Raw genomic sequence first — 22,379 nt, forward strand, 5'->3', positions numbered from 1 at the left:
GGTTCAGATTATGAATGAGAACGTAAATCGAAAGATCCCGTCGGGCGTGGCGAAAGCCAAGCCGTGGACGAACCGCGCCGATGAACTCTTGCAAGACCCCGACGCTTATTACGAGGCAGCGGAGAAGAAAGCTCAAGAGCTAGCGCAGGCCAGCGTTCGTCGGCCCCTCTACAGGCAAGCGGCCCGGCTGGCCCATCGCTGGGCATAGGCCCTTCGCTCCTGCGTGTGGCTAGGCCCGTGGCCGTCGCCGACGATGAACACGAGGAAAGCCCCCACCTAGCCGTCATGGCCGGGAGGGGGCTTTCGTGGGTTAAGGGACTGCCTACGGGCGATTCTCCAGGGCGGCAGTGATGCGCTTCAGGTAACCGGCAATCACGAGCAGCAGCGCCGGTATGGTGCCGAGCATTAGGAACGGCGCCCCACCGCCGCCAGTGGCAGCAGCGGCGATCGGCAGGAGCAGGCACAGTATGGCGATCACCCCGCCGAACCCGACCATTGCGTCGCCTGGCTTCCGATTGCTCTTTTTAGTCCCCGTAGTCGTCATGCCCCGATCCTAGCGGGGCAGACTCGGTTTTTCGGCAGACCTTTCCGACGTTTGACTAGGCGGGCAGTCACGTGCAGGCCTAGCCAGTAGGCTATCGGCAATTACAAGGAAGCGGTGGCCACGCGGCCCGGAACCTGAACTTAGGATCGAGGTATGAGCGCACTTTTGAGCGACCCGGACAACCCCAGATTTGCGAAGTGGCAGGACTACTCGCCGCCGACGTTCCACCCCGAAGTGCAAGGTGGCGTTCATGCAGCCAGGGAAGCACTCAGAAATGCCTGGAGTCGTTCTTCTAGGGACAGGATGGATGCGCGAGCATGCTGGGCGGCCGCCGTTGAGGGAGTCTGGTGGACCATGGCTCTTGACGACGTGTTTGAAACACAGCTGGGGGCGGTCTATAACAGCGCACGCGACGCAGACCGCTACGGACAGGTCGTCGGCGCGTTCCGGTGGATTAGGCACCGTCACGCGCACGAGATGGTTTCGACCGCTACGGCCGGACCGGCGCGTAACTTTTTCGGCCCGCACCCGGAGCCCGGAGCGCTTTTCTACATCAGTCCCTCAATCCGCTGGAAACGCTCTGGAGAAGTGCACTCAGAACACGATCGGCAGCCCAAACTCAGACCGCTCTATGATGCCCATGTCGGAGGAAGGCCGATCGGCTCCACATTGGAGTCAGCTTGGACGTGGTTCGACCGGGTCATTTCTGCCTGCGGCCTCGAAGGTCCGTCAACGTCTGAGGACCCCAGCGTTCTGACCTAGGAGATGATGCGGAGCGCTTCGCGGAGCCGCGCCTTGTTGCGGCGGGGCTTCCTGGCGTCGGTGCCGGCGTTCACTATGGCTTCGACCTGCTGGCGCGAGAATCGATAGATCCGCTCTCCGAACCGCGTGCACTCCCACGCTCCGTTGTGGATGTTCGCGTAGACGGTGCTAGTGGAGATGTTGAAGTGTTCGGCAATCTGTGCCGGCGTATTCCAATCCTTCAGCTCGCTCATTCGGTCACGCTATCGCCCCCAAGCGATAACAGCGAAAACCCCCACCTAGCCAATTTGGCCGGGTGGGGGTTTGTCTCTTGCCTACATGCGTTCGAGGTTGATCAAGAGAAGATCGAAGGCGAACCCGAGCAGCAGGAGCGCCAGTTCGTTGATGAGGTTCGGATCGTTGTCTTCGTTGTTGAGGAGCACGGGAGTGCTTTCCCGAGCCGCGGGGAGACCGCGACGGCTGGTGGCCCGTTGTTGTTGGAAACAAGTGCCGTCATGAGTCCTCCATACGTAGAAGCCGAATTGGCGGCTGCCTCAAGTCGAGAGCCGTCGCTGTCGATTGTGGCAACCCAGCCTGTCGCTGTCTTATTCCTGTCTGCGGAAAAATTGGGCATTCTCCCCTTGCTCCACAAAAAGCCCCCACCTAGCCACGCGGCTGTGTGGGGGTTTTCGTGCGTTCAGGGCTAGTTCGCCAGCGCCCGCTGGTCATGCATCCAGTCCATGTAGAAGCCCGTGGCATCTGCGGCCAAGATACCGAGTTCATGCGCCTTGGCCGCGAGATCCCGGACGGTGGTTTCCAGGGAGAAGAGGCCGCGCCGGCCAAGTTCGGCCCGAATCTGTGCATCGCTGAAGTCCGCCAGGAGTGCCTGGGTGCTGGAAGTAGTCATGGTGTGTCCTCTCAAAGGTGCGGTGATGGTGATGAAGCTATGGGCTGGGGCTGACAGGTTGGGTACTCACGGGGAGACTCCAAAGACGGAAGCGGCCCTACGGGCTGGCTTTGCTTGGCCCCCATTGCCGCCGGGCAGAAAACGGCGCGCCCCGTTTGCGCCAATACCAGTAGCCGACCCCCTGAAAGAGGGCCAGCGGTGGTATGTCATGGCCAGGGGTTGATCATTCCGTCTGGTCATGGTTGCCGCCCGTTCGGCTGAATCTTTGCCGGGACTCACTGAGTTACGTCGGGTAAGCAGGAACGACGCGGGCCGGGTGGCTCGGAAACCGTCACAGCAGGAGATCTGTGGCGGCATCCCAGCACCCCGGTAAAGGGGTGGGGAGCCCTAAACGGTGGGGCCGGTGATGAGGGAAGGCGCGTAGGCCAGGAACAGGAACACAGCAACGCCGACGCAGTAGCGCACGGACTCGAGGAAGCGGCTCACTTGCCGGCCTCCTTGACGCGTGCCAGCTCAAAGGCGTCCGCCTGCGCCTCTAGCCACTTGGCGAGCTCTCGGATCCGCGACGCGCTGGCACTGAAGGCAACTTCCCCGTCCTGCATCTCCGAATCGAACGCCAGGAACAGTTCGTCTCCGGGGGTGCCGTTGTACCGCATCCACTGGGCCTGCACGCTGTATTCCGCGCCGGTGTCGATGCCGTGGTTTGCGGCGGGCCGCGTGAGCGTCGCGGGAGTGGATTCGTGCACGCTGTCAATGTCGTTGGGGGCGCAATAGCTGGTGTGGGAGCACCATTCCGGATGAAGGTAGGAGCGCGCCTCAACCAACATCAGATCCGCGGTAGGGATGGAAATTACGCGGGTAACGTCGTCCTCGTTGAGCAGTTCATCCCACTCCACAAGGGCGGAGATGCCGTAGTAGCTGCGCAAGGTCCCCGTCTTGCCAGTGACACGATCTCGGACGCGAGATCCTGCAGAAATGGGTTGGGGGGCAGTATGCTGGTTCATGCGATCAAGTCCTAGCTTGGTGGCCGTGCCCCGGGGTGTTACCGCACCGCCGGGGCTTTTATTGTTTGCTGTGCTTCGAAACTAATCTCAAGCCAGTTCGTGCTGCCCACCGTCGCCGCCTGCATAGACCTCGTGGTCCACTGCGAACGCTCGCCGTCCGCGCGGCGGTACGTGGCGGAAATCCTGGCCTTGGGACGGAGGGTGGAGAACGGGGTCATCGAGACCTCCAGTGTCTTCGGCCGCCGTGGCGGGGAACTGGCGCTCATGCCCTCCGCCGACCTGTCCCACCACAAACTCGAGCGGGCCGGCATTGACGTCGCGGACCTGATGGAGGTCGTGTCATGAGCCTGGTCCTCGGGCTCGTGTTGGGGCTTGGGACGTTCCTTGTCTGGTGGTCCTTTTGGGCGGAACCGCGACAGTCCCGGGTGCGCGGACCCGGCCGCATCGAGACCCTGCTGCTCCGGGCCGGCATGGACAAGATGGCTCCCGGGGGGTTCGTTTCAGCCACGGTCTCGAGCAGCGTGCTCTTCTTTCTGGCGGTCCTGGTCATCACCCAAGGGCCGGTGATCGCCTTGGCCTTCGGGGTGTTTGGTGCCGCGGCCCCATTCTCAATCCTGCGCTGGAGGGCAGCGCGGCGGGAAGCCACGCTGCGGGGCCAGTGGCCCGACGTCGTCGACCATTTGCGCTCCGCGATACGGGCGGGCCTCACCTTGCCAGAGGCCCTGGGTCAACTTGCCTCCCAAGGGCCCGAACAGTTGCGCCCGGCGTTTGCGGACTTTGCGCGCGACTACCGGGCCACGGTTCGCTTCGACGAGTCGGTGGAGGCGCTGCGCATCCGCCTGGCTGATCCGGTTGCGGACAAGATCGTGACCGCGCTGCGGATCACGCGCGAGGTCGGTGGGTCGGACCTCGGCGACATGCTGGGGACGCTGGCCGGGTTCCTGCGGGACAGTGCACGAACGCGCGGCGAGCTCGCGGCCAGGCAGTCATGGACCGTCAATGCGGCCCGTCTGGCGGTCGCCGCGCCCTGGGTCATCCTGTTGCTGCTGGCCGGGCAACCCCAGGCGGTCAAGGCCTATTCGAGCCCTGGAGGGGCACTGGTGTTGGGCATCGGATTCGGGGTTTCCGTTCTCTGCTACCAGACGATGCTGCGGATCGGGACACTTCCCTCTGAAGAGCGGATCGTCAAGTGAGCGCCTGGGAGGCGTGGGCCACGGGCATGGGCTTTCTGTCGGGGGCGGGCCTCTGGCTGGTTTTCGTCCGCCTGCCCGCGATGCGCCGGGTTCCGTTCGCCGAGCGGGTCGCTCCGCAGTTGCGGTCGGGCCGGCCAGCCTCCCGACTGCTGGCGGCCCAGGATCCGTCGGAGACACCGTTCGGTCCGCTGGGGCGCATCATGCGTCCCCTGTTCACCGATCTGGTGGGGTGGGCCAACCGCTTGAACCCTGTGGGCGGGGGCTTGGAGGATCGGCTGGCCAAAGCGGGCCTGAGCCTGGCGGTCCCGGACTTCCGGGCCTCCCAGCTCCTGTGGTCGGGGGCGGCGTTTCTGCTGGCCGGGGCCTTTGTGGCTTTCTCGGCTGCCGCGGGCACCTTCAACGGGCTGTTTTCGCTGGTCCTGCTTGCCGGGTCGGCCGTGGGCGGATTTGTTCTGCGCGAGTGGTACCTCGGCGAACAGATTGTTCGGCGGCGCCGTCGAATCCTGGGCCAGTTCCCCAGCGTCGCCGAACTGATGGCCTTGGCGGTCGGCGCGGGCGACACCACCATTGGTGCGATCGAACGGGTCTGCAAGACGTCCCGCGGCGACCTCACCGACGAATTCACGGCGGCCCTCGCCGAGGTCCGTGCCGGCACGCCGCTCGTTCAAGCCTTGGGAAACCTCTCCCGTCGGGTGGACTTCCCGGTCATGACCCGTTTCGTCGATGCCATCACGGTGGCCACCGAGCGCGGGACCCCGCTCGCCCAGGTCCTGCGGGCACAGGCCCAGGATGTCCGGGACAGCGCCAAACGCGAACTCATGGAAACCGCAGGTCGCAAGGAAATCGGAATGATGGTCCCGGTCGTCTTTGGAATCCTTCCGCTCACGATCGTCTTTGCCGTCTACCCAGGATTGTCGCTGATCGACCTCAACTACTAACGGCACCGGCCACAAGCGCCGAGCCAGTGCCGCCACCCGGCCTGCACCACCACGGATCTTGCACACCACAGGTACAAACCAGAGAAGGGGAGAACCATGAGGGAACACGTCGAAGACTGGAAGAAGCGCGGACTCGGGGCCTGCCTGGCGGCGACCGCGTTCCTGAGCGGCATCGTGACAGGGCTACGCCGGGACCAACGCGGCGACGTCCCTGGGTGGGTGATGATCACCCTGATGTCAGCGGTCCTCGTGGCCGCCTTGCTCGCGGTGGCCGGCCCCCGCCTCGAGGCGCTTTTCGACCAGGCCATCAGCCGGGTCGCGGGCCTGGGGTAGGCCGTGGCGGTGAGGCACCGGCGCGGAGTCGGGCGCTGGACCAGACGCCACGGCGGGTCCGGCGCCCGCCGCCAGACCGGCTCCGCCGTGGCGGAGTTCATCATGGTCGCAGCGCTGCTCACGGCCGTCTTCCTGTCCGTCGTCCAACTGGCCCTGGTCCTCCATGTCCGGAACACGCTGCTGGATGCGGCAGCCACGGGTGCCCGCCACGGGACACTTGCCGACCGCAGCCCGGCAGAGGGCGCCGAGCGGACCCGGGAGCTGATCGCATCGGCACTCGGGCCATCCTTCCGCTGCGAGGTCGGCCACGAAGTCACCACGATCGGCGGCAAGGAGGGCCTGCGCGTCACGGTGCGCGCAGGCTTCCCGCTTGTCGGCTACCTGCCGGTGGCCGGGGAACTCGGTGTCCAAGCCGAGGCGGTGCGCTATGGCTAGCCCGGCCGTACCCGTGCACCGGGGCGCTCCTGCCCGACGGCGGTTTCGGCGCCTGTGGAGCGGGGGCGGGAAGCGCTGGGCGGGGGAATCGGGTTCGGCCGTCGTGGAGTTCATTTTCCTGGGCGTGCTGCTGCTGATCCCCGTGGTGTACGCGATCCTGACCGTCTCGCAGCTGCAGGCCGCGGCGTTCGCGGCGGTGGGCGCCGCGGACCATGCGGCCAAGGTCTTCGTCGCGGCGGACTCGGAGGCCGGAGCCCGTGCCTCGGCCGCCAACGCCGCCGCGCTGGCGGTGCGAAACATGGGGCTGCCGGCCGGCAGCGAGGAGGTTGCCATCCGCTGCTCCGGCCCCTGTCTGGACCCGGGGTCGCGGGTGACGGTCACGGTGACCGTGCGCGTCGCCCTGCCGCTGCTTCCCTCGGGTGCCGGAGCCGACGTCGGCCGCGCGTCCGCCTCGGCCACCCACCGGGTGGAGCGGTTCGGATGAGCCGCGCGCCCGTGCCCGCAACAGGGGAGGAGGGCCGGATCCTGGTCCTGGCCGCCGGCTACGTCTCGATCGCCCTGCTCGCCGTCAGCGGGACCCTCGCCGCCACCGCCGTGACCACCGAGGCACGGCGGCTGCTCAGCGTGGCGGACGGCGCCGCCACCGCCGCCGCTGACCGCTACACGGTGGCGCAGGGACAGGGAGAAGGGACCGGCGCCGTCGGGCTGGTGCTCACCGACGCCGCAGTCCGTGCCGCCGCCCTCGAGTACGCGCGCGACACCGGAGCGACCGTGCGGTTCGACGGGTTCACCGTGCTGTCCGCCGGCGCTGACCCCGCCGGCAGCACCGCCCACATCCGGCTGGGCGCCACCGTGCACCCGCCGATCGTCGGCTGGTTCGTGCCCGCAGGCATCCCGATCTCCGTGGAGAGCAACGCGCGCACCATCCTGACGCGCTGAAGGTCCGGCCACGCGATCGGACTCTGCCCACCGATCGGACTGTGCCACGCGCTCGGCCGGTGCCATGCCGTACGCTGGAAGGACCATGGCTGCAACTGACTTCGCCGCGGAACTCCGCGCCCTCCGCAACACGTACGCCTCCATCGAGGAAGTTTCCGACGTCGCCAAGATCCGCGCGGACATCGCCGAACTCTCCGAGCAGGCCGGCGCCCCGGACCTCTGGGACGACCCCGCCTCCGCGCAGGTGGTCACCTCCAAGCTGTCGCACCGCCAGTCCGCCCTCGAGCGCCTCGAAAGGCTCGCGTCCCGCATCGACGACCTCGAGGTCCTCGTCGAGCTCGCCGCCGAGGAGGACGACGCCGACTCCCTCGCCGAGGCGGAGAAGGAACTCACTTCCGTGCGCAAGTCGCTCGCCGAGCTGGAGGTCGTGACACTGCTTTCCGGCGAGTACGACTCCCGCGAGGCCGTGGTCACCATCCGCTCCGGCGCCGGCGGCGTCGACGCCGCCGACTTCGCCGAGATGCTTATGCGCATGTACCTGCGCTGGGCCGAGCGCCACGGCTACTCGACCAAGGTCATGGACACCTCCTACGCCGAAGAGGCCGGGCTGAAGTCCGCCACGTTCGAGGTCAACGCGCCCTTCGCCTACGGCACGCTGTCGGTGGAGGCCGGCACGCACCGCCTGGTGCGCATCAGCCCCTTCGACAACCAGGGCCGCCGCCAGACCTCCTTCGCCGCCGTCGAGGTCATTCCGCTGATCGAGCAGACCGACTCGATCGAGATCCCGGACAACGAGATCCGCGTGGACGTCTTCCGCTCCTCGGGCCCGGGCGGACAGTCCGTGAACACCACGGACTCGGCCGTGCGCCTGACGCACATCCCTACCGGGATCGTGGTGTCCATGCAGAACGAGAAGTCGCAGCTGCAGAACCGCGCCGCCGCGCTGCGCGTGCTCCAGTCCCGGCTGCTGCTGCTGAAGAAGGAGCAGGAGGACGCGCAGAAGAAGGCCCTGGCCGGCGACGTGAAGGCGTCCTGGGGCGACCAGATGCGCTCCTACGTCCTGAACCCGTACCAGATGGTCAAGGACCTGCGCACCGAGCACGAGGTCGGCAACACCTCCGCGGTGCTCGACGGCGAGATCGACGACTTCATCGACGCCGGCATCCGCTGGCGCGCCAACGCCCGCGTCGCCGCCGCCGCGGAATAGCCCTAGGGCAACAACCTTCCGGCCCGTCTCCGGTGCACCCCCCCGTGCGCAGGAGGCGGGCCGTCGTCGTATTCAGGCGGGCGGAGGCCAACCGACAGGGAACCGGAGACCGGGAGACCCGCAACCGTTGCCTCCGCCGCCCGCGGGCGGTTGGATGGCGGGAAGGGGCCGTTGCGAAGCACCGCGAGGCCCCGCCGCGGAACCGGACGGGCGCGAGCCCCTTCAGGAGGAAGGCCGCTTCAGATGGCGATCGACAAGACCTATGCCACCGCCGCCCTGGCCGTGGCGGACATCCCCGACGGCGCCTCGCTGGCCGTGGGCGGCTTCGGGCTCTCCGGCAACCCGGTGCAGCTGATCGAGGCGCTGCTGGCCCAGGGCGCGGGCAACCTCTCCGTGGTCTCCAACAACTGCGGCGTCGACGGGTGGGGGCTGGGCATCCTGCTCGAGGCCGGGCGCATCCGCAAGATGACCTCCTCCTACGTGGGGGAGAACAAGGAGTTCGCCCGCCGCTACCTCTCCGGCGAGCTGGAGCTCGAACTCACCCCGCAGGGAACCCTCGCCGAGAAGCTGCGCGCCGGCGGCGCCGGCATCGCCGCCTTCTACACGCGCACCGGCGTCGGCACGCAGGTCGCCGAGGGCGGCCTGCCTCAGCTGTACGACGCCGCCGGGAACGTCGTGCAGGCCTCCTCGCCCAAGGACGTGCGCACCTTCGCGCCCGGCGGGGCCGAGGCCGAGTACGTGCTGGAGGAATCGATCGTGACCGACTTTTCCCTGGTCCACGCAGCCCGCGGAGACCGCCACGGCAACCTGGTCTTCAACAAGGCCGCTCGCCAGTTCTCCCCTCCCGCTGCGATGGCCGGGCGGATCTGCATCGCGCAGGTCGAGGAGCTCGTCGAGCCCGGGCAGATCGACCCCGACGCGGTCCACCTGCCCGGCATCTACGTCCACCGGATCGTCGAGGTGGGCCGGGACATCGAGAAACGCATCGAAAAGCGCACCGTGCGCACCATCGGGACGGAGGCCTGAGATGGCATTGACCCGCGAACAGATGGCCGCCCGCGCCGCCCGCGAACTCGCCGACGGATCCTACGTGAACCTCGGCATCGGGCTGCCCACCCTGGTGCCCAACTACGTGCCCGCCGGGCGCACGGTGGTGCTGCAGTCGGAAAACGGGATCCTCGGCGTCGGGCCCTACCCGGACGAGGCCCACCTGGACCCGGACCTGATCAACGCCGGCAAGGAGACCGTGACCGTGCTGCCCGGGGCCTCCTTCTTCGACTCCGCCACCAGCTTCGGGATGATCCGCGGCGGGAAGATCGACGCGGCGATCCTGGGAGCCATGCAGGTCTCCGCCCGCGGGGACCTGGCCAACTGGATGATCCCGGGCAAGATGGTCAAGGGACCGGGCGGCGCCATGGACCTGGTCCACGGCGCCCGCAAAGTGATCGTGCTGATGGAGCACGTGGCCAAGGACGGTTCCCCGAAGATCGTCACCGAGTGCTCGCTGCCGCTCACCGGCAAGGCCGTGGTGCACCGCATCATCACGGACCTGGCCGTCATCGACGTGACCGCCGACGGGCTGGTGCTGGCCGAAACCGCGCCCGGCACCACCGTGGAGCAGGTCCGCGCCGCCACCGAGCCCCCGCTGGCCTTGGCGCCGGGGCTGGAACCGGCCGCCGCTCCCGCCGGCTGAGGGGGCGCACCGCCCCCTTTCCGCAGGGCGGGATCTGCGCCAGTAGGTGGATCCATGTCCGGATTCACAGGAACCGCGGCGCGCCATGCCGTGCGCGCGTCCCGGGGGCGGGTGCCGCCTGCCGCTAGAGTGCCTAGTGCCGGTGCCGCAACCGTTCCCAGTCAAAGCCCCGCATCCATGGCCGCGCACCGGTGGTCCCTGTGGGCGGAACCACCATGATCAGATTCGAGCACGTCACTAAGATCTACGACCAGAAGTCCCGGCCTGCCCTGGACGGAATCGACATCGAGATCAACCGCGGCGACTTCGCCTTCCTGGTCGGGGCCTCCGGCTCCGGCAAATCGACCTTCCTGCGCCTGGTGCTGCGCGAGGACCGCGCCACCCGCGGTTCCGTCTACGTGGCGGGCCAGAACGTGGCCGGCATCCCCAGCTGGCGCGTGCCGCGGCTGCGCAGGGGCATCGGCGTCGTCTTCCAGGACTTCCGCCTGCTTCCCAACAAGGACGTCTTCGCCAACGTCGCCTTCGCCATGCAGGTGATCGGCAAGAGCCGCGCCGTCATCCGCGAAACCGTGCCCGAGGTCCTGCGGACCGTGGGCCTGGAGGGCAAGGAGCGCCGGCTGCCGAGCGAACTCTCCGGCGGCGAGCAGCAGCGCGTGGCGATCGCCCGCGCCATCGTGAACCGTCCCGGCATCCTGCTGGCCGACGAACCCACCGGCAACCTGGACCCCGCCACCAGCGTGGGCATCATGAACGTGCTGGACCGGATCAACCAGAACGGCACCACCGTGCTCATGGCCACGCACGACGACGACATCGTCAACAGCATGCGCCGCCGCGTGATCGAACTCGACGCCGGGAAGGTCATCCGGGACGAGGCCGTGGGGGAGTACACCACCATGATTCCGATCATCAATGCCGACGGCACCCGCGAGCTGCAACCCGCGGCGCAACCCGCCCTGCAGCCCGCCGCGCAGGCCATCGCCCCCTTCGACACCGAGGAGGACGACCTGTGAGGCTCGCGTTCATCCTCTCCGAGATCGCCTCCGGCCTGCGACGGAACCTCTCGATGGTCGTCTCCGTGGTGCTGGTGACGTTCGTGTCGCTGACGTTCGTGGGCTCGGCCGCCCTGCTGCAGATGCAGATCAACCAGATGAAGGGCTTCTGGTACGACCGCGTGCAGGTGGCCGTGTTCCTCTGCGGCGAGGACTACGGCTCCGCCACCTGCGCCGAGGGCGCCGTCACCGGCGAACAGCGCGACGGGATCCGCGAGATGCTCGGCTCCGACGCGGTGAAACCGTACGTGGACAGTTTCGAGTACGAGTCCCAGGACCAGGCCCTGGCGCACTTCCGCGAGCAGTTCCGGAACTCGCCCATCGTGGACACCGTCACCGCCGACCAGCTGCCCGAATCCTTCCGGGTCAAGCTGGTGGATCCGGAGAAGTACGAGATCATCAACGAGCTCTTCTCCTCGATGAAGGGCGTGGACGTCGTGGTGGACCAGCGCGAGCTGCTGGAGAAGATCTTCTCGATGATGAACATCGCCTCGCTGGTCGCGGTGGGCATCGCCGCCGTGATGATCGTCTGCGCCATCCTGCTCGTGGCCACCACCATCCGGCTCTCCGCCTTCAGCCGCCGCCGCGAAACCGGCATCATGCGGCTGGTCGGGGCGTCCAAGCTGGTGATCCAGCTGCCCTTCGTGCTTGAGGGCGTCATCGCGGCCGTGCTCGGGGCGGTGCTGGCCGCCGGCGCGCTGTGGGCCGTGGCGCAGTTCCTCATCGAAGGCCGGCTGTCCCGCGAGTACCCGGGCACCGCATTCATCTCCACCGGCGACGTCCTGCTGCTGGCCCCGGCCCTCGTGGCCCTCGGGGCGCTGCTGGCTGGTGTATCGTCAGCCTTAACCTTGAGGCGCTACTTGAAGGTTTAGTCCGCGCGGGCGCAACGCCCGCCGTCGGACGCACAACGGACCCCTGAAAGGACAAGCTGGCTTGGCTGGATACGGACGCTGGAGCATGCCCAGGACAATCGCCGGAGCGGCGCTGGCGGCGCTGCTGGCGGTGGGCGTGGCCGCCTCCGGCGCGGTCGCCGACGACCTCGACGACCAAAAGGCACAGATCGAGGACAGCATCGAGAGCCTCGAAGGGGACCTCGAATACCTCGACGCGGACATCCAGAAGACCGCTGCCAAGCTCAAGGACTACCAGTCCCAGCTGCCCGCCGCCGAAGCGGCCCTGGCCGAAGCGCAGGGCCGGGTGCAGGCGGCGACGGACGAGGTCAGTGCCCTGGCCGCCCGCGTGGAGCTGGCGCAGGAGAACAAGGACCAGATCGCCCGGCAGATCGCCGAGGACGAGGCCAAGTACAAGGACGTCCGCAAGGTCATCGGCCAGATCGCCACCCAGGCGTACAAGCGCGGAGGCGTTTCCGGCGACCTGAGCCTGATCCTTGAGGCGGCCTCCGACGGCGACCTGGCCAACGGCATCGACCTGGCCGACCAGGCGATGCGCAGCCAGAACGCGGCGCTGGACCGGTTGGGCCAGCAGGGCGCCACGGACCGCAACGCCCAGGCGCGCCTGGTCGCGGTGGAGGAGGAGATCGTCGGGCTCAAGGCCAAGGCCGATGCCGCGCTGGCGCGCGAGCAGGCCGCCCGCGACGAGGCCGAGGAATCCAAGCGGGAGGTCGACGCGCTGGTCGCCCAGACCGAGGAACTCACCGACGAACTTGCCGCCAAGCGGCCGAAGATCCAGGCCCGCCTGTCCGCCCAGGAGGCCGAGCACGCAGCGGTCCTGGCCGACATCAAGGCGCGCCAGGAGAAGCTGCTGCGCGAGGCCGAGGCCAAGCGCAAGGCTGAGGAGGCGGCGGCCAGGAAGAACGGCCAGAAATCCTCCTCGGGGGGCTCCTCCGGCGGCTCCTCGAAGCCGTCGACCTCCGTCAGCGGGTGGGGCCTGTCCAAGCCGGCCACCGGCGGCTACATCACCTCGCGCTTCGGCTGGCGGCCCACTCCCGCCGGCACCATCGACTACGGAGGCATGGGCGGCTACGTGCATGCCGGCGTCGACTGGGGCTTCGGCGGCGCCTGCGGTTCCCCGATCCGGGCCGCCGCGTCCGGCGAGGTGTGGTTCGCGGCCATGTCCGCTACCTCCGGCAAGAAGGTCACCATCAGCCACGGCGTGGTCAACGGCCACGCGCTGGCCACCAACTACCACCACATGTCCTCCTACGTGGTCTCCGTGGGCCAGCACGTGAGCAGGGGCCAGGTCATCGGGTACGTCGGCACCACCGGCAACTCCACCGGCTGCCACCTGCATTTCGAGACGATCCTCGACGGCAGCGCCGTGGATCCGCTGGGCCTGCTGTAGCGTAGAGGGGATGTTCCGCGCCGACGGCGGACCCCACACGACTTCAGGAGGTGGCAGATGCCCAAGGAAACCGGAGAAAAGGTCGTCGCGACCAACCGCAAGGCCCTCCACGACTACCACGTCCTCGACACCTTCGAGGCGGGGATGGTGCTCAGCGGCACCGAGGTGAAGTCGCTGCGCGAGGGCAAGGCGTCCCTGGTTGACGGCTTCGGCCAGTTCTACCGCGACGAGCTGTTCATCGAGAACGTCTACATCCCCGAGTACCTCAACGGCTCGTGGACCAACCACGCCGCCCGCCGCCGCCGCAAGCTGCTGCTGCACCGGGCGGAGCTGGCCAAGATCGAACGCCGCCTCCAGGAATCGGGCTTCACGATCGTCCCGCTGAAGCTCTACTTCAAGGACGGGCGCGCAAAGCTCGAGATCGCGGTGGCCAAGGGCAAGAAGGAATACGACAAGCGCCAGACGCTGCGCGAGAAGCAGGACAACCGCGAGGCCCTGCGCGCCATGCGCGAACGCAACCGGCGCGGCTGAGCCGGCACGTCCAGGTGCAGGGCCGGGAATGATTTGCGGACCCCATGGGTTAGAATGGATGTACCGCGGTGAAGGCTGCGGGGGGTGGGCGGCGCAAGCGGCCCATTGGCAACAAAATACGGGGATGATCGGTTTCGACGATGTGAGTCGCGACAGGTGAAGCGGGCCGAGGATGCAGGGTTATCTCGTAAACGCTCTCTGCAAACCAATAAGTGCCGAATCTAAGCGCACTGACTTCGCTCTCGCTGCCTAAGTAGCCAGACGGTCCGTCAGCCAGGGGTTGCTATCGCCCCTGATCCTGACGTCATTTAGATAGCCAATGCTGGCCACCTGGGTTACCGGGGTGGCCGGGACTTTTAGGTAACTGGGCCCGGATCAGACACTTGTTTGCATGATGTCTGGGGCCGAGAAAATCCAACGCAAACTGCGCCCGGAGAAGCCCTGGCAATACCACATCGGACGGGGGTTCAATTCCCCCCATCTCCACCGACTGACGAAGGCCCCGCCACCGGCGGGGCCTTCGTCGTTTCCACGACCGTCGTTTCCGCGGCCGCTCTGGCGGGCCGCCGCCGGCGGGGCGACAATGCTGGCAAAGGAAAACGCCAGGGCACCGGACGGCCCGGCCGCGGCAGCAGGGAGATGAAGGCCATGGTCGTTTTCGCCGACCGCAGGGAAGCCGGACGCCAACTCGCGCGGCGCCTGGAGCACTGGCGGGGGCAGGACGTCGTCGTCCTCGGGTTGCCCCGCGGCGGCGTCCCGGTCGCGTACGAGGTCGCCAAGGCGCTGGGGGCCCCGATGGACGTGATCGTCGTGCGCAAGCTGGGGCTGCCCTTCCAGCCGGAGGTTGCCATGGGCGCCATCGGGGAGGACGGCGCCCGAATGCTCAACCGGCACATCGTTGCCCGCGCCGGCGTTTCAACGGAAGAGATCGAACAGGTCGAGGCGCGCGAGCGCGCCGTCCTCGAGGACCGGATCGTGCGGTTCCGGAAGGGCCGCGAACGCATCGACCTGGCCGGCCGGATCGCGCTGGTGGTCGACGACGGGATCGCCACCGGCGCGACGGCGAACGTCGCCTGCCAGGTGGCCCGGCACTTGGGCGCCGCGCGGGTGGTCCTCGCCGCCCCGGTCGCCCCGCCTGAGGCCGTCGAGCACGCGGAGGGCGCGGACGAGGTCGTGGTGATGTCGATGCCGCGCCAGTTCATGGCCGTCGGGATGCACTACAACGACTTCTCGCCGACCAGCGAGGAGGAGGTCGTCGCGCTGCTCGACGCGGCCGCGGCCCCCCGGGACAAGGACGAGTCCGCCAGCCCCGACGCGGACGAGGACGTCGGAATCCCCGTCGGAGAGGTGGTCCTGGCCGGCCACCTGCAGGTGCCGCCGAACGCCACCGCCGTTGTGGTGTTCGCCCACGGCAGCGGCAGCAGCCGCCACAGTCCGCGCAACCGCTACGTGGCCTCCGTCCTCCAGGAGGCGGGCCTCGGCACGCTGCTGCTGGACCTGCTGAGCGTGGAGGAGGAACTAGACCGCGCGAACGTCTTCGACATCGGCCTGCTGGCCGAGCGGCTGGCGGCCGTCACCTCCTGGCTGGGCACCCGCGCCGATACCCGCGGCTGCGCCGTGGGCTACTTCGGTGCCAGCACGGGGGCCGGCGCGGCCCTGCTGGCGGCCGCCGATCCCGCCTCCACGGTCGCTGCCGTGGTCTCCCGTGGTGGCCGCGTCGACCTGGCCGCGCCCCGGCTGGGCGAGGTTAGGGCCCCGACGCTGATGATCGTGGGCAGCCACGACGAATACGTCCTGGACCTGAACCGCCAGGCCCAGGCGCAGATGGCCTGCCCCAACCGGCTGACGGTGGTGCTGGGCGCAACGCACCTGTTCGAGGAGCCCGGGACGCTGGCCGAGGCCGCCTCCCTGGCCCGGGACTGGTTCGTGGAGCACCTGCGGAGCTGACCCTTCGGCTGGGTACGATCGGCCGGGCACGACCGGTCAGTGCCGGGTGCCGTAGATGACCGCGAGGTTCACGAAGTTGATGTCGTCCGGCTGGGGGTTGGTGGCGTCGGAGGTATAGGCGTTCATCACGTCCTGCCGATTCAGCCGGTGGACCAGGCCCAAGGCGTGGCCCATCTCATGCACGATCGTGGCCATGGCCCCGTTGTCGTTGGCACGGTCCAGCAGTCCCGTATGCAAGGTGATCCGTCCACCGGTGCGGTAGGTGCCCCGGTCGCGGCCCCTGAAGCTGCCGTCGCTCTCCCCGTCATCGCCTGCATCGCCCTCCTCGACCATGGCGACGCAGTTGGCATCGTCCGGACAGGCCGACACCGCCACTGCCTGGATGCACGGACTTGCTGACCAGTAGTCGACGGCGGCCGTGGAGAGCCCGGCATAGCGGTCCTCGAGGTCGCCCGTCTCGAAGTAGACCACCAGTTCCTGCCCGTCGTCCTTTTGCCACGGTGTCTCGGGAGTGTCCTCGGGATCAAGGTCCCGCTGGCTGGACCTGGCCGGCACGCTGCACTCCGTCGGCGCCTCGGTGGGGGTGGGGTCGGTGCAACCGGCCAGCGGCAGGACCAGGAACGCCCCCGCCACCGCCAGCCACGCGAGGCTGCGGCGGGATCCAGGGCGCCGGGTGGCAGCGTGGTGGGGGACAGTGCGGCGGGGGACAGGACCAGGGGTGCCCGGGCGACGAGCGTCAGTGTGGTGGGTGGCGACGGCACGGAATCCGCCGTCGCCACCCACCACCGCAGGCCCCCGGACACGCATCGGCTTGCTTTACCGGCCCTCGCCGCCGGCCGGCACTGCCGCGGGGGCAGGCTTCAGGGCGGGCAGCTGGCGGGCGGGGTTGCCCCCGTAGCGTCCGCCGGGAGGCACCTCGGTGCCCTTCATCAGGAAGGAGTCGCCTTCCACTTCCGCGCCGTCCTCCATGGTGATGCCGTAGTGGATGAACGCCCCGACCCCGAGGGTGACGCCGTTGCGAACGGTGGTGCCGTCCATCTTGAAGACGCCGTCCTCCAGCGAGTGGCACTGGATGATCGTGCCGCCGTTGATCGTTGCGTGGTCGCCGATGGTCACGATGGTCTTCTCCGGGATGTCCATTCCCTCGTCATAGAGACGCCTGCCCACACGCACGCCGAGCATCCGCCACACGACCGACCGGAAGGGGGTACCGGCCAGGAAGATCGGGTTGCCGCCCATCATCTTCCAGAACCGTTCGTGCCGCCAGAAGCGCAGGTCGTAGATGGAGCAGAAGGTCGGAACCAGGCGCCTGAACCCGGTCGAGGCCCGCTCGATCAGGACCATGAGCAGGATGTCGAAGACCAGGAACACCAGCGTCGGCACCAGGATGGCGAGGGGCCCGACGGTGCGGAAGTACTCCGCCGCGACGGCGGCCATCACCACCCCGATGAAGAGCCGGAACACGGTGATGTTCAGGTAGATGATCAGGGTCACCGCGTTGTGCCGGTTCTTCGCCGGCAGCCGCTGCCGCAGTTCCTCCTCCGCCTTGAGGTCGTCGAAGGCGCTGTCGCGTTCCACCGAGCGCGGGATCTCGAACGGCGGGGAGCCGAGCAGGCCGATGTTCTCGCGGAGCGGCCCATCGATCGGAACCATGGTCTTGGTGCCGAACAGGCAGTTCTCCCCGGTCCGGCCGCCGACGGGGTAGCCGACGTTGTTGCCGAAGAAGTTCTTGCCGCCGATGACGGTGGGCGAGGTCCGCAGCGAGGTGCTGGAGAAGTCCACGTTGCTGATGCCCAGGCCGTCGGAGACCATGGTGCCCGAGCCGATGGTGGTCAGGTACGGGTTGTCGTGGGTCAGCTCGACGCCGAAGTTCGAGCCGGTCTGGACCAGCCCGGGCTGTTTGTAGCCGAGGGCCCGCAGGTAGTGGACCACCAGCGAGCTGTCTCCGCTGATGTTCATGAACAGCCGGACGTTGGTCAGCCGGCCGATCATGCGTTGCAGGCCGTAGTGGAGGCCGTAGAGCGGGTACACCCTGCCGGGCTTGACCAGCAGGTGCAGCAGCCGCGGGATGGACACCACGGCCGCGAATCCGAGCAGCAGGCCGCCGTAGAACAGCACGATGGAGGCGATCAGCGCATCCCGGTAGAACGTCGGCTGGCCCAGGTGCAGGTGGTCGCTGCCCAGGTAGTCCGGCAGGAAGGTCACCAGCACGGCGATGCCGATGGGCAGCGTGAGGAACAGCCGGTTCACGATGACCCAGATGCTGTACCACACGCGCCGGCGGGTGGTCAGCCGGGCCGGGGGAACCACCCGGTAGTTGCTGCCGGTCGGCTGCGCCGGCGACCCGTGCCAGGACTGGCCGGCCGGGACGTGCTGGCCCGAGTGCAGGGACGAGGTGTGCCCCAGTTGGGATCCGTCGCCCATGGAAGTGTGGATGTCCAGGACGGTGCGCTCGCCGACGAAGACGTCGTTGCCCAGCGTCACCGGCCCCAGCTGCAGCCATCCGGCACGGGCGCGGTAGCAGCGGATGGCGACGGCCCGGCGCAGGATGGTGTCGTCCCCGATGGTGAGCAGGTCGGCGCAGACGGCCGCGGCGGGGGAGAGGAACGTGACCCGCTTGCCGACCTTCGCCCCCAGGGCCCGCAGGTAGAACTGGTAGAGCGGGGTGCCGGCGAACATCTGGAAGGGGTTGGCCATCAGCAGCGTCCGCACGAACCAGAACCGCAGGTACTTCAGGGACCAGATCGGGATCTCCTGTTCCTTCCAGCGCCCGATCAGCATCCATTTGAGCAGGATGGGCACCGTGCCCATGATGAAGAACAGCGCCAGCCCCAGGCCCAGCGACCGGGCCCAGATGCCCCAGAAGTCCGTGGCGCCGGAGGCCCAGTCGTAGCCGAAGAGGAACAGCCAGGCCGCGAAGTAGCCGTAGACGAGGAAGGCCGCCAGCTGCGCGGCTCCGCACAAGGCGTACTGCACGGGGCCGACCCGGTGGGGTTCGAGCGTGTAGTTTCCGGCTCCGGCCTCGGGGGTGGACTTCGCCGTCCCGGCGCCGTCGAGGACGGCGGCCAGCAGCCGGATGCTCGGATGCTGATAGGTGTCCTGGATCGCGACCGGCGGCAGCGTGGTCTGGCGGCGGACCGCCGCGGAGAAGTTGGCCAGCAGCAGCGAATTCACGCCCAGGTCGTTGAAGAAATGCGCCTCCGCGGAGACCCGCTCCGCTCCCAGCACCAGGGCCAGCTGCTCGGCCAGCGCGGTCTCCGTCTCGGTGACCGGCGGCTCGTAGTTGCCCCCGTCGCCGAACGAGGCCCGGCGGGTCGGGACGGGCAGGTTCTTGCGGTCGGCCTTGTCGCTGGGCAGCATCGGGATCTTGTCCAGCTGCTCCAGGTAGGCCGGCACCATGTAGGAGGGCAGCCGTTCGCGCAGGCGCTCCTGCAGCGCGCGCGGGTCCAGCTCGCGGACCCCTGGGCGCAGGCTGTAGTAGGCGACGAGTTCGACGACGCCGGGGGCCGGCTTGTAGGTGTCCACCACGGCCTGGGCGATGCCCGGGTGCTGCAGGACCACGGATTCGATCTCCGTCAGTTCGATGCGGTAGCCGCGGATCTTGACCTGGGTGTCGATCCGGCCCAGGTACTCGATGGTGCCGTCCTCGGTGAACCGGCCCAGGTCCCCGGTGCGGTAGATGCGCCTTGAGGGGTTGTTTTCGATGCCGAGGAAGTCGGGGATGAAGGCCTTGGCGGTGAGGTCGTCCCGGTTGACGTAGCCGCGGGCCAGGCCGATGCCGGCGATGCCGATCTCGCCCGTCTCGCCCGGGGGCAGGGCCCGGGCGTCGTCCGCATCCAGGATGACGGCCGTGTAGGTGGGCAGCGGCGTGCCCAGGGTGACCGGCTTGTCCGGGTGCACCACGTCCCAGGTCGCGGTGACGGTGGCCTCGGTGGGTCCGTAGACGTTCAGGAAGCGCCGCCCGGGCCGGTGCCAGCGGACCACCAGGTCGCGCGGGCAGGCCTCGCCGGAGACCAGCAGGAAGCGCAGGCCCGGCAGGTCCTCGTCCAGGGTGGCCAACAGGGTCGGGACGCAGCACATGGCGGTGATGTTCCGGTCGCGGATGAACTGGCCCAGGTCCATGCCCAGCAGGCTGGTGCCGCCGGGCTTGGGCACCAGGGTGGCCCCGACCATCCACGGCACCCAGATCTCCTCCATCGAAAAGTCGAAGGCGATGGTCATGCCCTGGTAGACGCGGTCGGTGGGCAGATAGCCGTAGGTTTCCGCGGCGACCCGGACGAAGTTGCAGATGCTCGGGTGCTCCACGGCCACGCCCTTGGGACGGCCGGTGGAGCCTGAGGTGTAGATGATGTAGGCCAGCTCGTCCGCGGGCTCGCCGCGGTCGTCCGGACCCAGCCGGCCCGGGTCCTGGCCTGCGACCTGTGCGTCCTCCTCGTCGAGGCAGACCACCAGTGCCCCGGTCTCGGCGACCCGACCCCGCTGCGCGGAGAGGGTCAGCACGAAGCCGGCGCCGGCATCGGAAACGATGTACGCCAGCCGGTCATCGGGGAACCCGACGTCCAGCGGCACGAACGCGGCCCGTGCCTTCAGCACGGCCAGCAGCGCGACGTAGGAACGCACCGGCTGGTCGAAGAGCAGGGCCAGCCGGTCGCCGGGGCGCACGCCACGGGCAATGAGGTAGCGGGCGAGCTGGTTGGCCCGCGCATCCAGCTGCGCGTAGGTCAGCGGGAGGGCGGCACCGTCCACGGCCAGCCGATCCCCATGGCCCGTCGCGGCCAAGTCGTCGCAGCGGTCCTCGAACAGCCCGTCGAGGCGCTCGTCGGGGCTCCAGCGCACACCCTCGATGGACGGCGAACCGGACAGGAGGGTGCCGACCGGAGCCTTGCGTCCACCCGGAACGGCTCCCGGGCGGCGGTGCCGCCCGGGAGCCGCCGCCCTGCGGACCGCGGGTTTCCCGGCCGTCCCCGGCGCCGCGCTGCCGCGGTGCCGGGGACGGCCTTCGGAAAGTTCCGTCATGCCGCCTGCTCCCTCCGGAGGGTGGCCACGGTGTCCACCAGGATCCGGCAGAACTGCTCCACCACGTCCGCGGTGGTGTTCAGCGGCGGCAGCAGGCGCACGACGCAGCCGCCGCGGCCGCCGGTCTCCAGGATCAGGCCCTTGCGCAGGACCTCCTCCTGGACCCGGAGGGCCAGGTCGCCACCCGTCTTCCCGGTGTCCGGGTCCTGCAGCTCGATGCCCCACATCATGCCGCGGCCGCGGACTTCGCGGACCCAGGGCAGCGCCTCGAGGGGCTTGAGCAGGGATTCGATCTGGCGGCCGCTTTCCTTGACCTGTTCCAGGATGCCGTCGCGGCGGACGATGCGGACGGCCGCGGCGCCGGCCGCGAAGGCCAGCTGGTTGCCGCGGAACGTTCCGGTGTGGGCTCCGGGCGCCCACTTGTCCAGCGAGCGGTCGTAGATGATCACGGCGACCGGGGTGCCGATGCCGCTGAGCGCCTTCGAGGCGACGATCACGTCCGGCTCGATGCCGTACTGCTCGAACGCGAACCAGGTCCCGGTGCGCCCGCACCCGGTCTGGACCTCGTCGACGATCAGCGGGATGCCCAGTTCCCGGGTCACCGCCCGCACGCGCTGGACGAACTCCAGCGTGGCGGGAATGACGCCGCCCTCGCCCTGGACCATCTCGAGGATCACTGCCGCCGGCAGCGCCATTCCGCTGAGGTCGTCCTTGAGCGAGTTCTCCAGGTAGGCCACGCAGTTGGAAGAGCAGGTGTCCCTGGTCAGTCCCAGCGGGCACCGACTGCAGTAGGTGTACGGGAAGAAGTGGACCCCGGGCATGCCGTTGGCCACCGGCGCCTTCTGCTGGACCAGCCCGGTCAGGGCCATGCCCATGGCGCTGCTGCCGTGGAAGCCGCCCTGGAAGGAGACCACGTCCCCGCGCCCGGTGGCCGTCTTGCACAGCTTGATGGCCGCGTCCACGGCGTTGGCACCGGTGGGGCCGCAGAAATGGATCTTCATGCGGTCCTGCAGCGCGGCCGGCAGCATGGATAGCTGGGCGTCGATGAACGCCTCCTTGGCGGGCGTCGGGAAGTCGAGGCCGTGGGTGAACCTGCCCAGCTGTTCGGCGGCGATGCCGATCAGTTCCGGGTGGTTGTGCCCGAGGGAGAGCACGCCCGCCCCGGCCAGGCAATCGATGAAGACGTTGCCGTCCATGTCGCGGACGAAGGAGCCGTGGGCCTCGTCGATGGCGATGGGCAGGTGGCGCGGATAGGTGCGGGCATTGGATTCGCGCTCCTGCTGGCGGGCCAGCAGCACTGCCGACCGGGGTCCTGGGAGCGGTCCCGCCACGAAAGGTGCGGTGAATTCGCGCGAAGCTGGTTGAGCGGTCAAGATGGTTTCCCCCTATGGTCAGGAATCGCACCGGGTGGGTCCGGGGGCACTTGTGCGAAAGTGCATGATCCTTGGTCCCCGGACCCATTGGACGACGCCCGGTGTCACCGGTGCGTTACGCGGGCGTTATTGCCGATGGGAGCCGACCCGGTCCGCCGGGCGGCCGAGGGCGGGGCAGCAGGGTCCCTTTCGTGGCGACGAAGTCGACACGAAAGGGCCTGCCCC

Annotated in this window: 24 protein-coding genes and 1 other RNA gene; 18 read left to right on the top strand and 7 right to left on the bottom strand. The window is 68.5% G+C overall.

What is annotated here, in order from left to right:
• Positions 1-10: 10 nt before the first annotated feature.
• Complete coding sequence (locus tag ABD912_RS10015) at positions 11-208, top strand: hypothetical protein (RefSeq protein ID WP_345150483.1); 198 nt, start codon at positions 11-13, stop codon at positions 206-208.
• Between the two features lie 114 nt (positions 209-322).
• Here ABD912_RS10015 and ABD912_RS10020 read toward each other — a convergent pair whose 3' ends face one another.
• On the bottom strand, positions 323-544 hold the full coding sequence (locus ABD912_RS10020) for a hypothetical protein (protein WP_345150485.1): 222 nt from the start codon (positions 542-544) through the stop codon (positions 323-325).
• Positions 545-697: 153 nt separating this feature from the next.
• Between ABD912_RS10020 and ABD912_RS10025 the strand changes: the two genes are divergently transcribed.
• Positions 698-1,306 (top strand): hypothetical protein, encoded by a 609-nt coding sequence (locus ABD912_RS10025; RefSeq protein ID WP_345150486.1) that lies wholly within the window; start codon positions 698-700, stop codon positions 1,304-1,306.
• On the opposite strand, the gene ABD912_RS10030 is transcribed toward ABD912_RS10025, so the two are convergent.
• The 3 genes from ABD912_RS10030 to ABD912_RS10040 form a co-directional block, all read right to left on the bottom strand.
• The gene (locus tag ABD912_RS10030; protein ID WP_345150488.1) at positions 1,303-1,539 is read right to left on the bottom strand and encodes an excisionase family DNA-binding protein; all 237 of its coding nucleotides are present in this window, start codon (positions 1,537-1,539) and stop codon (positions 1,303-1,305) included. The two genes, ABD912_RS10025 and ABD912_RS10030, sit on opposite strands and share 4 nt — an antisense overlap.
• A 449-nt stretch (positions 1,540-1,988) precedes the next feature.
• Positions 1,989-2,192 (bottom strand): hypothetical protein, encoded by a 204-nt coding sequence (locus ABD912_RS10035; protein WP_345150491.1) that lies wholly within the window; start codon positions 2,190-2,192, stop codon positions 1,989-1,991.
• 482 nt (positions 2,193-2,674) lie between these two features.
• Entirely contained in the window at positions 2,675-3,118 is a 444-nt protein-coding gene (locus tag ABD912_RS10040) for a hypothetical protein (protein ID WP_345150493.1), read from the bottom strand.
• A 177-nt stretch (positions 3,119-3,295) separates the two neighbouring features.
• On the opposite strand from ABD912_RS10040, the gene ABD912_RS10045 reads away from it, so the two are divergent.
• The 16 genes from ABD912_RS10045 (at position 3,296) to ABD912_RS10120 (ending at position 15,765) form a co-directional block, all read left to right on the top strand.
• Complete coding sequence (locus ABD912_RS10045; protein ID WP_345150495.1) at positions 3,296-3,541, top strand: hypothetical protein; 246 nt, start codon at positions 3,296-3,298, stop codon at positions 3,539-3,541.
• Positions 3,538-4,389, top strand: coding sequence for a type II secretion system F family protein (locus ABD912_RS10050; protein WP_345150497.1), 852 nt, complete (start codon positions 3,538-3,540; stop codon positions 4,387-4,389). The genes ABD912_RS10045 and ABD912_RS10050 overlap by 4 nt, the downstream gene beginning before the upstream one ends.
• A complete protein-coding gene (locus ABD912_RS10055) occupies positions 4,386-5,327 on the top strand; it encodes a type II secretion system F family protein (RefSeq protein ID WP_345150498.1) in 942 nt (313 codons plus the stop codon). Before ABD912_RS10050 ends, ABD912_RS10055 begins: the two co-directional genes overlap by 4 nt.
• 96 nt (positions 5,328-5,423) lie before the next feature.
• On the top strand, positions 5,424-5,660 hold the full coding sequence (locus ABD912_RS10060) for a hypothetical protein (RefSeq protein WP_345150499.1): 237 nt from the start codon (positions 5,424-5,426) through the stop codon (positions 5,658-5,660).
• 9 nt (positions 5,661-5,669) lie between these two features.
• Positions 5,670-6,095 (top strand): TadE family protein, encoded by a 426-nt coding sequence (locus tag ABD912_RS10065; protein ID WP_345150500.1) that lies wholly within the window; start codon positions 5,670-5,672, stop codon positions 6,093-6,095.
• A gap of 103 nt (positions 6,096-6,198) precedes the next feature.
• Positions 6,199-6,579 (top strand): hypothetical protein, encoded by a 381-nt coding sequence (locus ABD912_RS10070; RefSeq protein WP_345150501.1) that lies wholly within the window; start codon positions 6,199-6,201, stop codon positions 6,577-6,579.
• The gene (locus ABD912_RS10075; RefSeq protein WP_345150502.1) at positions 6,576-7,034 is read left to right on the top strand and encodes a hypothetical protein; all 459 of its coding nucleotides are present in this window, start codon (positions 6,576-6,578) and stop codon (positions 7,032-7,034) included. Before ABD912_RS10070 ends, ABD912_RS10075 begins: the two co-directional genes overlap by 4 nt.
• Before the next feature lie 85 nt (positions 7,035-7,119).
• Positions 7,120-8,241 (top strand): peptide chain release factor 2, encoded by a 1,122-nt coding sequence (gene prfB / locus ABD912_RS10080; protein ID WP_345150503.1) that lies wholly within the window; start codon positions 7,120-7,122, stop codon positions 8,239-8,241.
• Between the two features lie 243 nt (positions 8,242-8,484).
• Entirely contained in the window at positions 8,485-9,267 is a 783-nt protein-coding gene (locus ABD912_RS10085) for a CoA transferase subunit A (RefSeq protein ID WP_345150504.1), read from the top strand.
• Position 9,268: 1 nt separating this feature from the next.
• Entirely contained in the window at positions 9,269-9,934 is a 666-nt protein-coding gene (locus tag ABD912_RS10090) for a CoA transferase subunit B (RefSeq protein ID WP_345150506.1), read from the top strand.
• Between the two features lie 215 nt (positions 9,935-10,149).
• Positions 10,150-10,947, top strand: coding sequence for a cell division ATP-binding protein FtsE (gene ftsE / locus ABD912_RS10095; protein WP_345150508.1), 798 nt, complete (start codon positions 10,150-10,152; stop codon positions 10,945-10,947).
• Positions 10,944-11,858 (top strand): permease-like cell division protein FtsX, encoded by a 915-nt coding sequence (ftsX, locus tag ABD912_RS10100; RefSeq protein WP_345150509.1) that lies wholly within the window; start codon positions 10,944-10,946, stop codon positions 11,856-11,858. Before ftsE ends, ftsX begins: the two co-directional genes overlap by 4 nt.
• A gap of 85 nt (positions 11,859-11,943) precedes the next feature.
• Positions 11,944-13,287, top strand: a complete 1,344-nt coding sequence (locus tag ABD912_RS10105) for a peptidoglycan DD-metalloendopeptidase family protein (RefSeq protein WP_345150510.1) — start codon at positions 11,944-11,946, stop codon at positions 13,285-13,287.
• A gap of 57 nt (positions 13,288-13,344) precedes the next feature.
• Positions 13,345-13,818: an SsrA-binding protein SmpB gene (smpB, locus tag ABD912_RS10110; RefSeq protein ID WP_345150512.1), complete on the top strand. Its 474-nt coding sequence runs from the start codon at positions 13,345-13,347 to the stop codon at positions 13,816-13,818.
• A gap of 120 nt (positions 13,819-13,938) precedes the next feature.
• Positions 13,939-14,307: a transfer-messenger RNA gene (gene ssrA, locus ABD912_RS10115) on the top strand.
• Between the two features lie 159 nt (positions 14,308-14,466).
• Positions 14,467-15,765, top strand: a complete 1,299-nt coding sequence (locus ABD912_RS10120; RefSeq protein WP_345150513.1) for a phosphoribosyltransferase — start codon at positions 14,467-14,469, stop codon at positions 15,763-15,765.
• Between the two features lie 36 nt (positions 15,766-15,801).
• Here ABD912_RS10120 and ABD912_RS10125 read toward each other — a convergent pair whose 3' ends face one another.
• The 3 genes from ABD912_RS10125 to ABD912_RS10135 all read right to left on the bottom strand — a co-directional run bounded on the left by ABD912_RS10125 (position 15,802) and on the right by ABD912_RS10135 (position 22,154).
• The gene (locus ABD912_RS10125) at positions 15,802-16,398 is read right to left on the bottom strand and encodes a matrixin family metalloprotease (protein WP_345150514.1); all 597 of its coding nucleotides are present in this window, start codon (positions 16,396-16,398) and stop codon (positions 15,802-15,804) included.
• A 183-nt stretch (positions 16,399-16,581) separates the two neighbouring features.
• On the bottom strand, positions 16,582-20,781 hold the full coding sequence (locus ABD912_RS10130) for a Pls/PosA family non-ribosomal peptide synthetase (RefSeq protein WP_345150515.1): 4,200 nt from the start codon (positions 20,779-20,781) through the stop codon (positions 16,582-16,584).
• Positions 20,778-22,154, bottom strand: coding sequence for a diaminobutyrate--2-oxoglutarate transaminase family protein (locus ABD912_RS10135; RefSeq protein ID WP_345150516.1), 1,377 nt, complete (start codon positions 22,152-22,154; stop codon positions 20,778-20,780). Before ABD912_RS10135 ends, ABD912_RS10130 begins: the two co-directional genes overlap by 4 nt.
• Positions 22,155-22,379: the final 225 nt, after the last annotated feature.

This window comes from Arthrobacter ginkgonis, assembly GCF_039540195.1.
GTDB classification, from domain to species: Bacteria; Actinomycetota; Actinomycetes; order Actinomycetales; family Micrococcaceae; genus Zafaria; species Zafaria ginkgonis.

Coding starts and splice junctions, on each gene's coding strand:
- ABD912_RS10015 (WP_345150483.1), top strand. CDS start 11: ATGAATGAGAACGTAAATCGAAAGATCCCGTCGGGCGTGGCGAAAGCC.
- ABD912_RS10020 (WP_345150485.1), bottom strand. CDS start 544: ATGACGACTACGGGGACTAAAAAGAGCAATCGGAAGCCAGGCGACGCA.
- ABD912_RS10025 (WP_345150486.1), top strand. CDS start 698: ATGAGCGCACTTTTGAGCGACCCGGACAACCCCAGATTTGCGAAGTGG.
- ABD912_RS10030 (WP_345150488.1), bottom strand. CDS start 1,539: ATGAGCGAGCTGAAGGATTGGAATACGCCGGCACAGATTGCCGAACAC.
- ABD912_RS10035 (WP_345150491.1), bottom strand. CDS start 2,192: ATGACTACTTCCAGCACCCAGGCACTCCTGGCGGACTTCAGCGATGCA.
- ABD912_RS10050 (WP_345150497.1), top strand. CDS start 3,538: ATGAGCCTGGTCCTCGGGCTCGTGTTGGGGCTTGGGACGTTCCTTGTC.
- ABD912_RS10060 (WP_345150499.1), top strand. CDS start 5,424: ATGAGGGAACACGTCGAAGACTGGAAGAAGCGCGGACTCGGGGCCTGC.
- ABD912_RS10075 (WP_345150502.1), top strand. CDS start 6,576: ATGAGCCGCGCGCCCGTGCCCGCAACAGGGGAGGAGGGCCGGATCCTG.
- prfB (WP_345150503.1), top strand. CDS start 7,120: ATGGCTGCAACTGACTTCGCCGCGGAACTCCGCGCCCTCCGCAACACG.
- ABD912_RS10085 (WP_345150504.1), top strand. CDS start 8,485: ATGGCGATCGACAAGACCTATGCCACCGCCGCCCTGGCCGTGGCGGAC.
- ABD912_RS10090 (WP_345150506.1), top strand. CDS start 9,269: ATGGCATTGACCCGCGAACAGATGGCCGCCCGCGCCGCCCGCGAACTC.
- ftsE (WP_345150508.1), top strand. CDS start 10,150: ATGATCAGATTCGAGCACGTCACTAAGATCTACGACCAGAAGTCCCGG.
- ABD912_RS10105 (WP_345150510.1), top strand. CDS start 11,944: ATGCCCAGGACAATCGCCGGAGCGGCGCTGGCGGCGCTGCTGGCGGTG.
- smpB (WP_345150512.1), top strand. CDS start 13,345: ATGCCCAAGGAAACCGGAGAAAAGGTCGTCGCGACCAACCGCAAGGCC.
- ABD912_RS10120 (WP_345150513.1), top strand. CDS start 14,467: ATGGTCGTTTTCGCCGACCGCAGGGAAGCCGGACGCCAACTCGCGCGG.
- ABD912_RS10130 (WP_345150515.1), bottom strand. CDS start 20,781: ATGACGGAACTTTCCGAAGGCCGTCCCCGGCACCGCGGCAGCGCGGCG.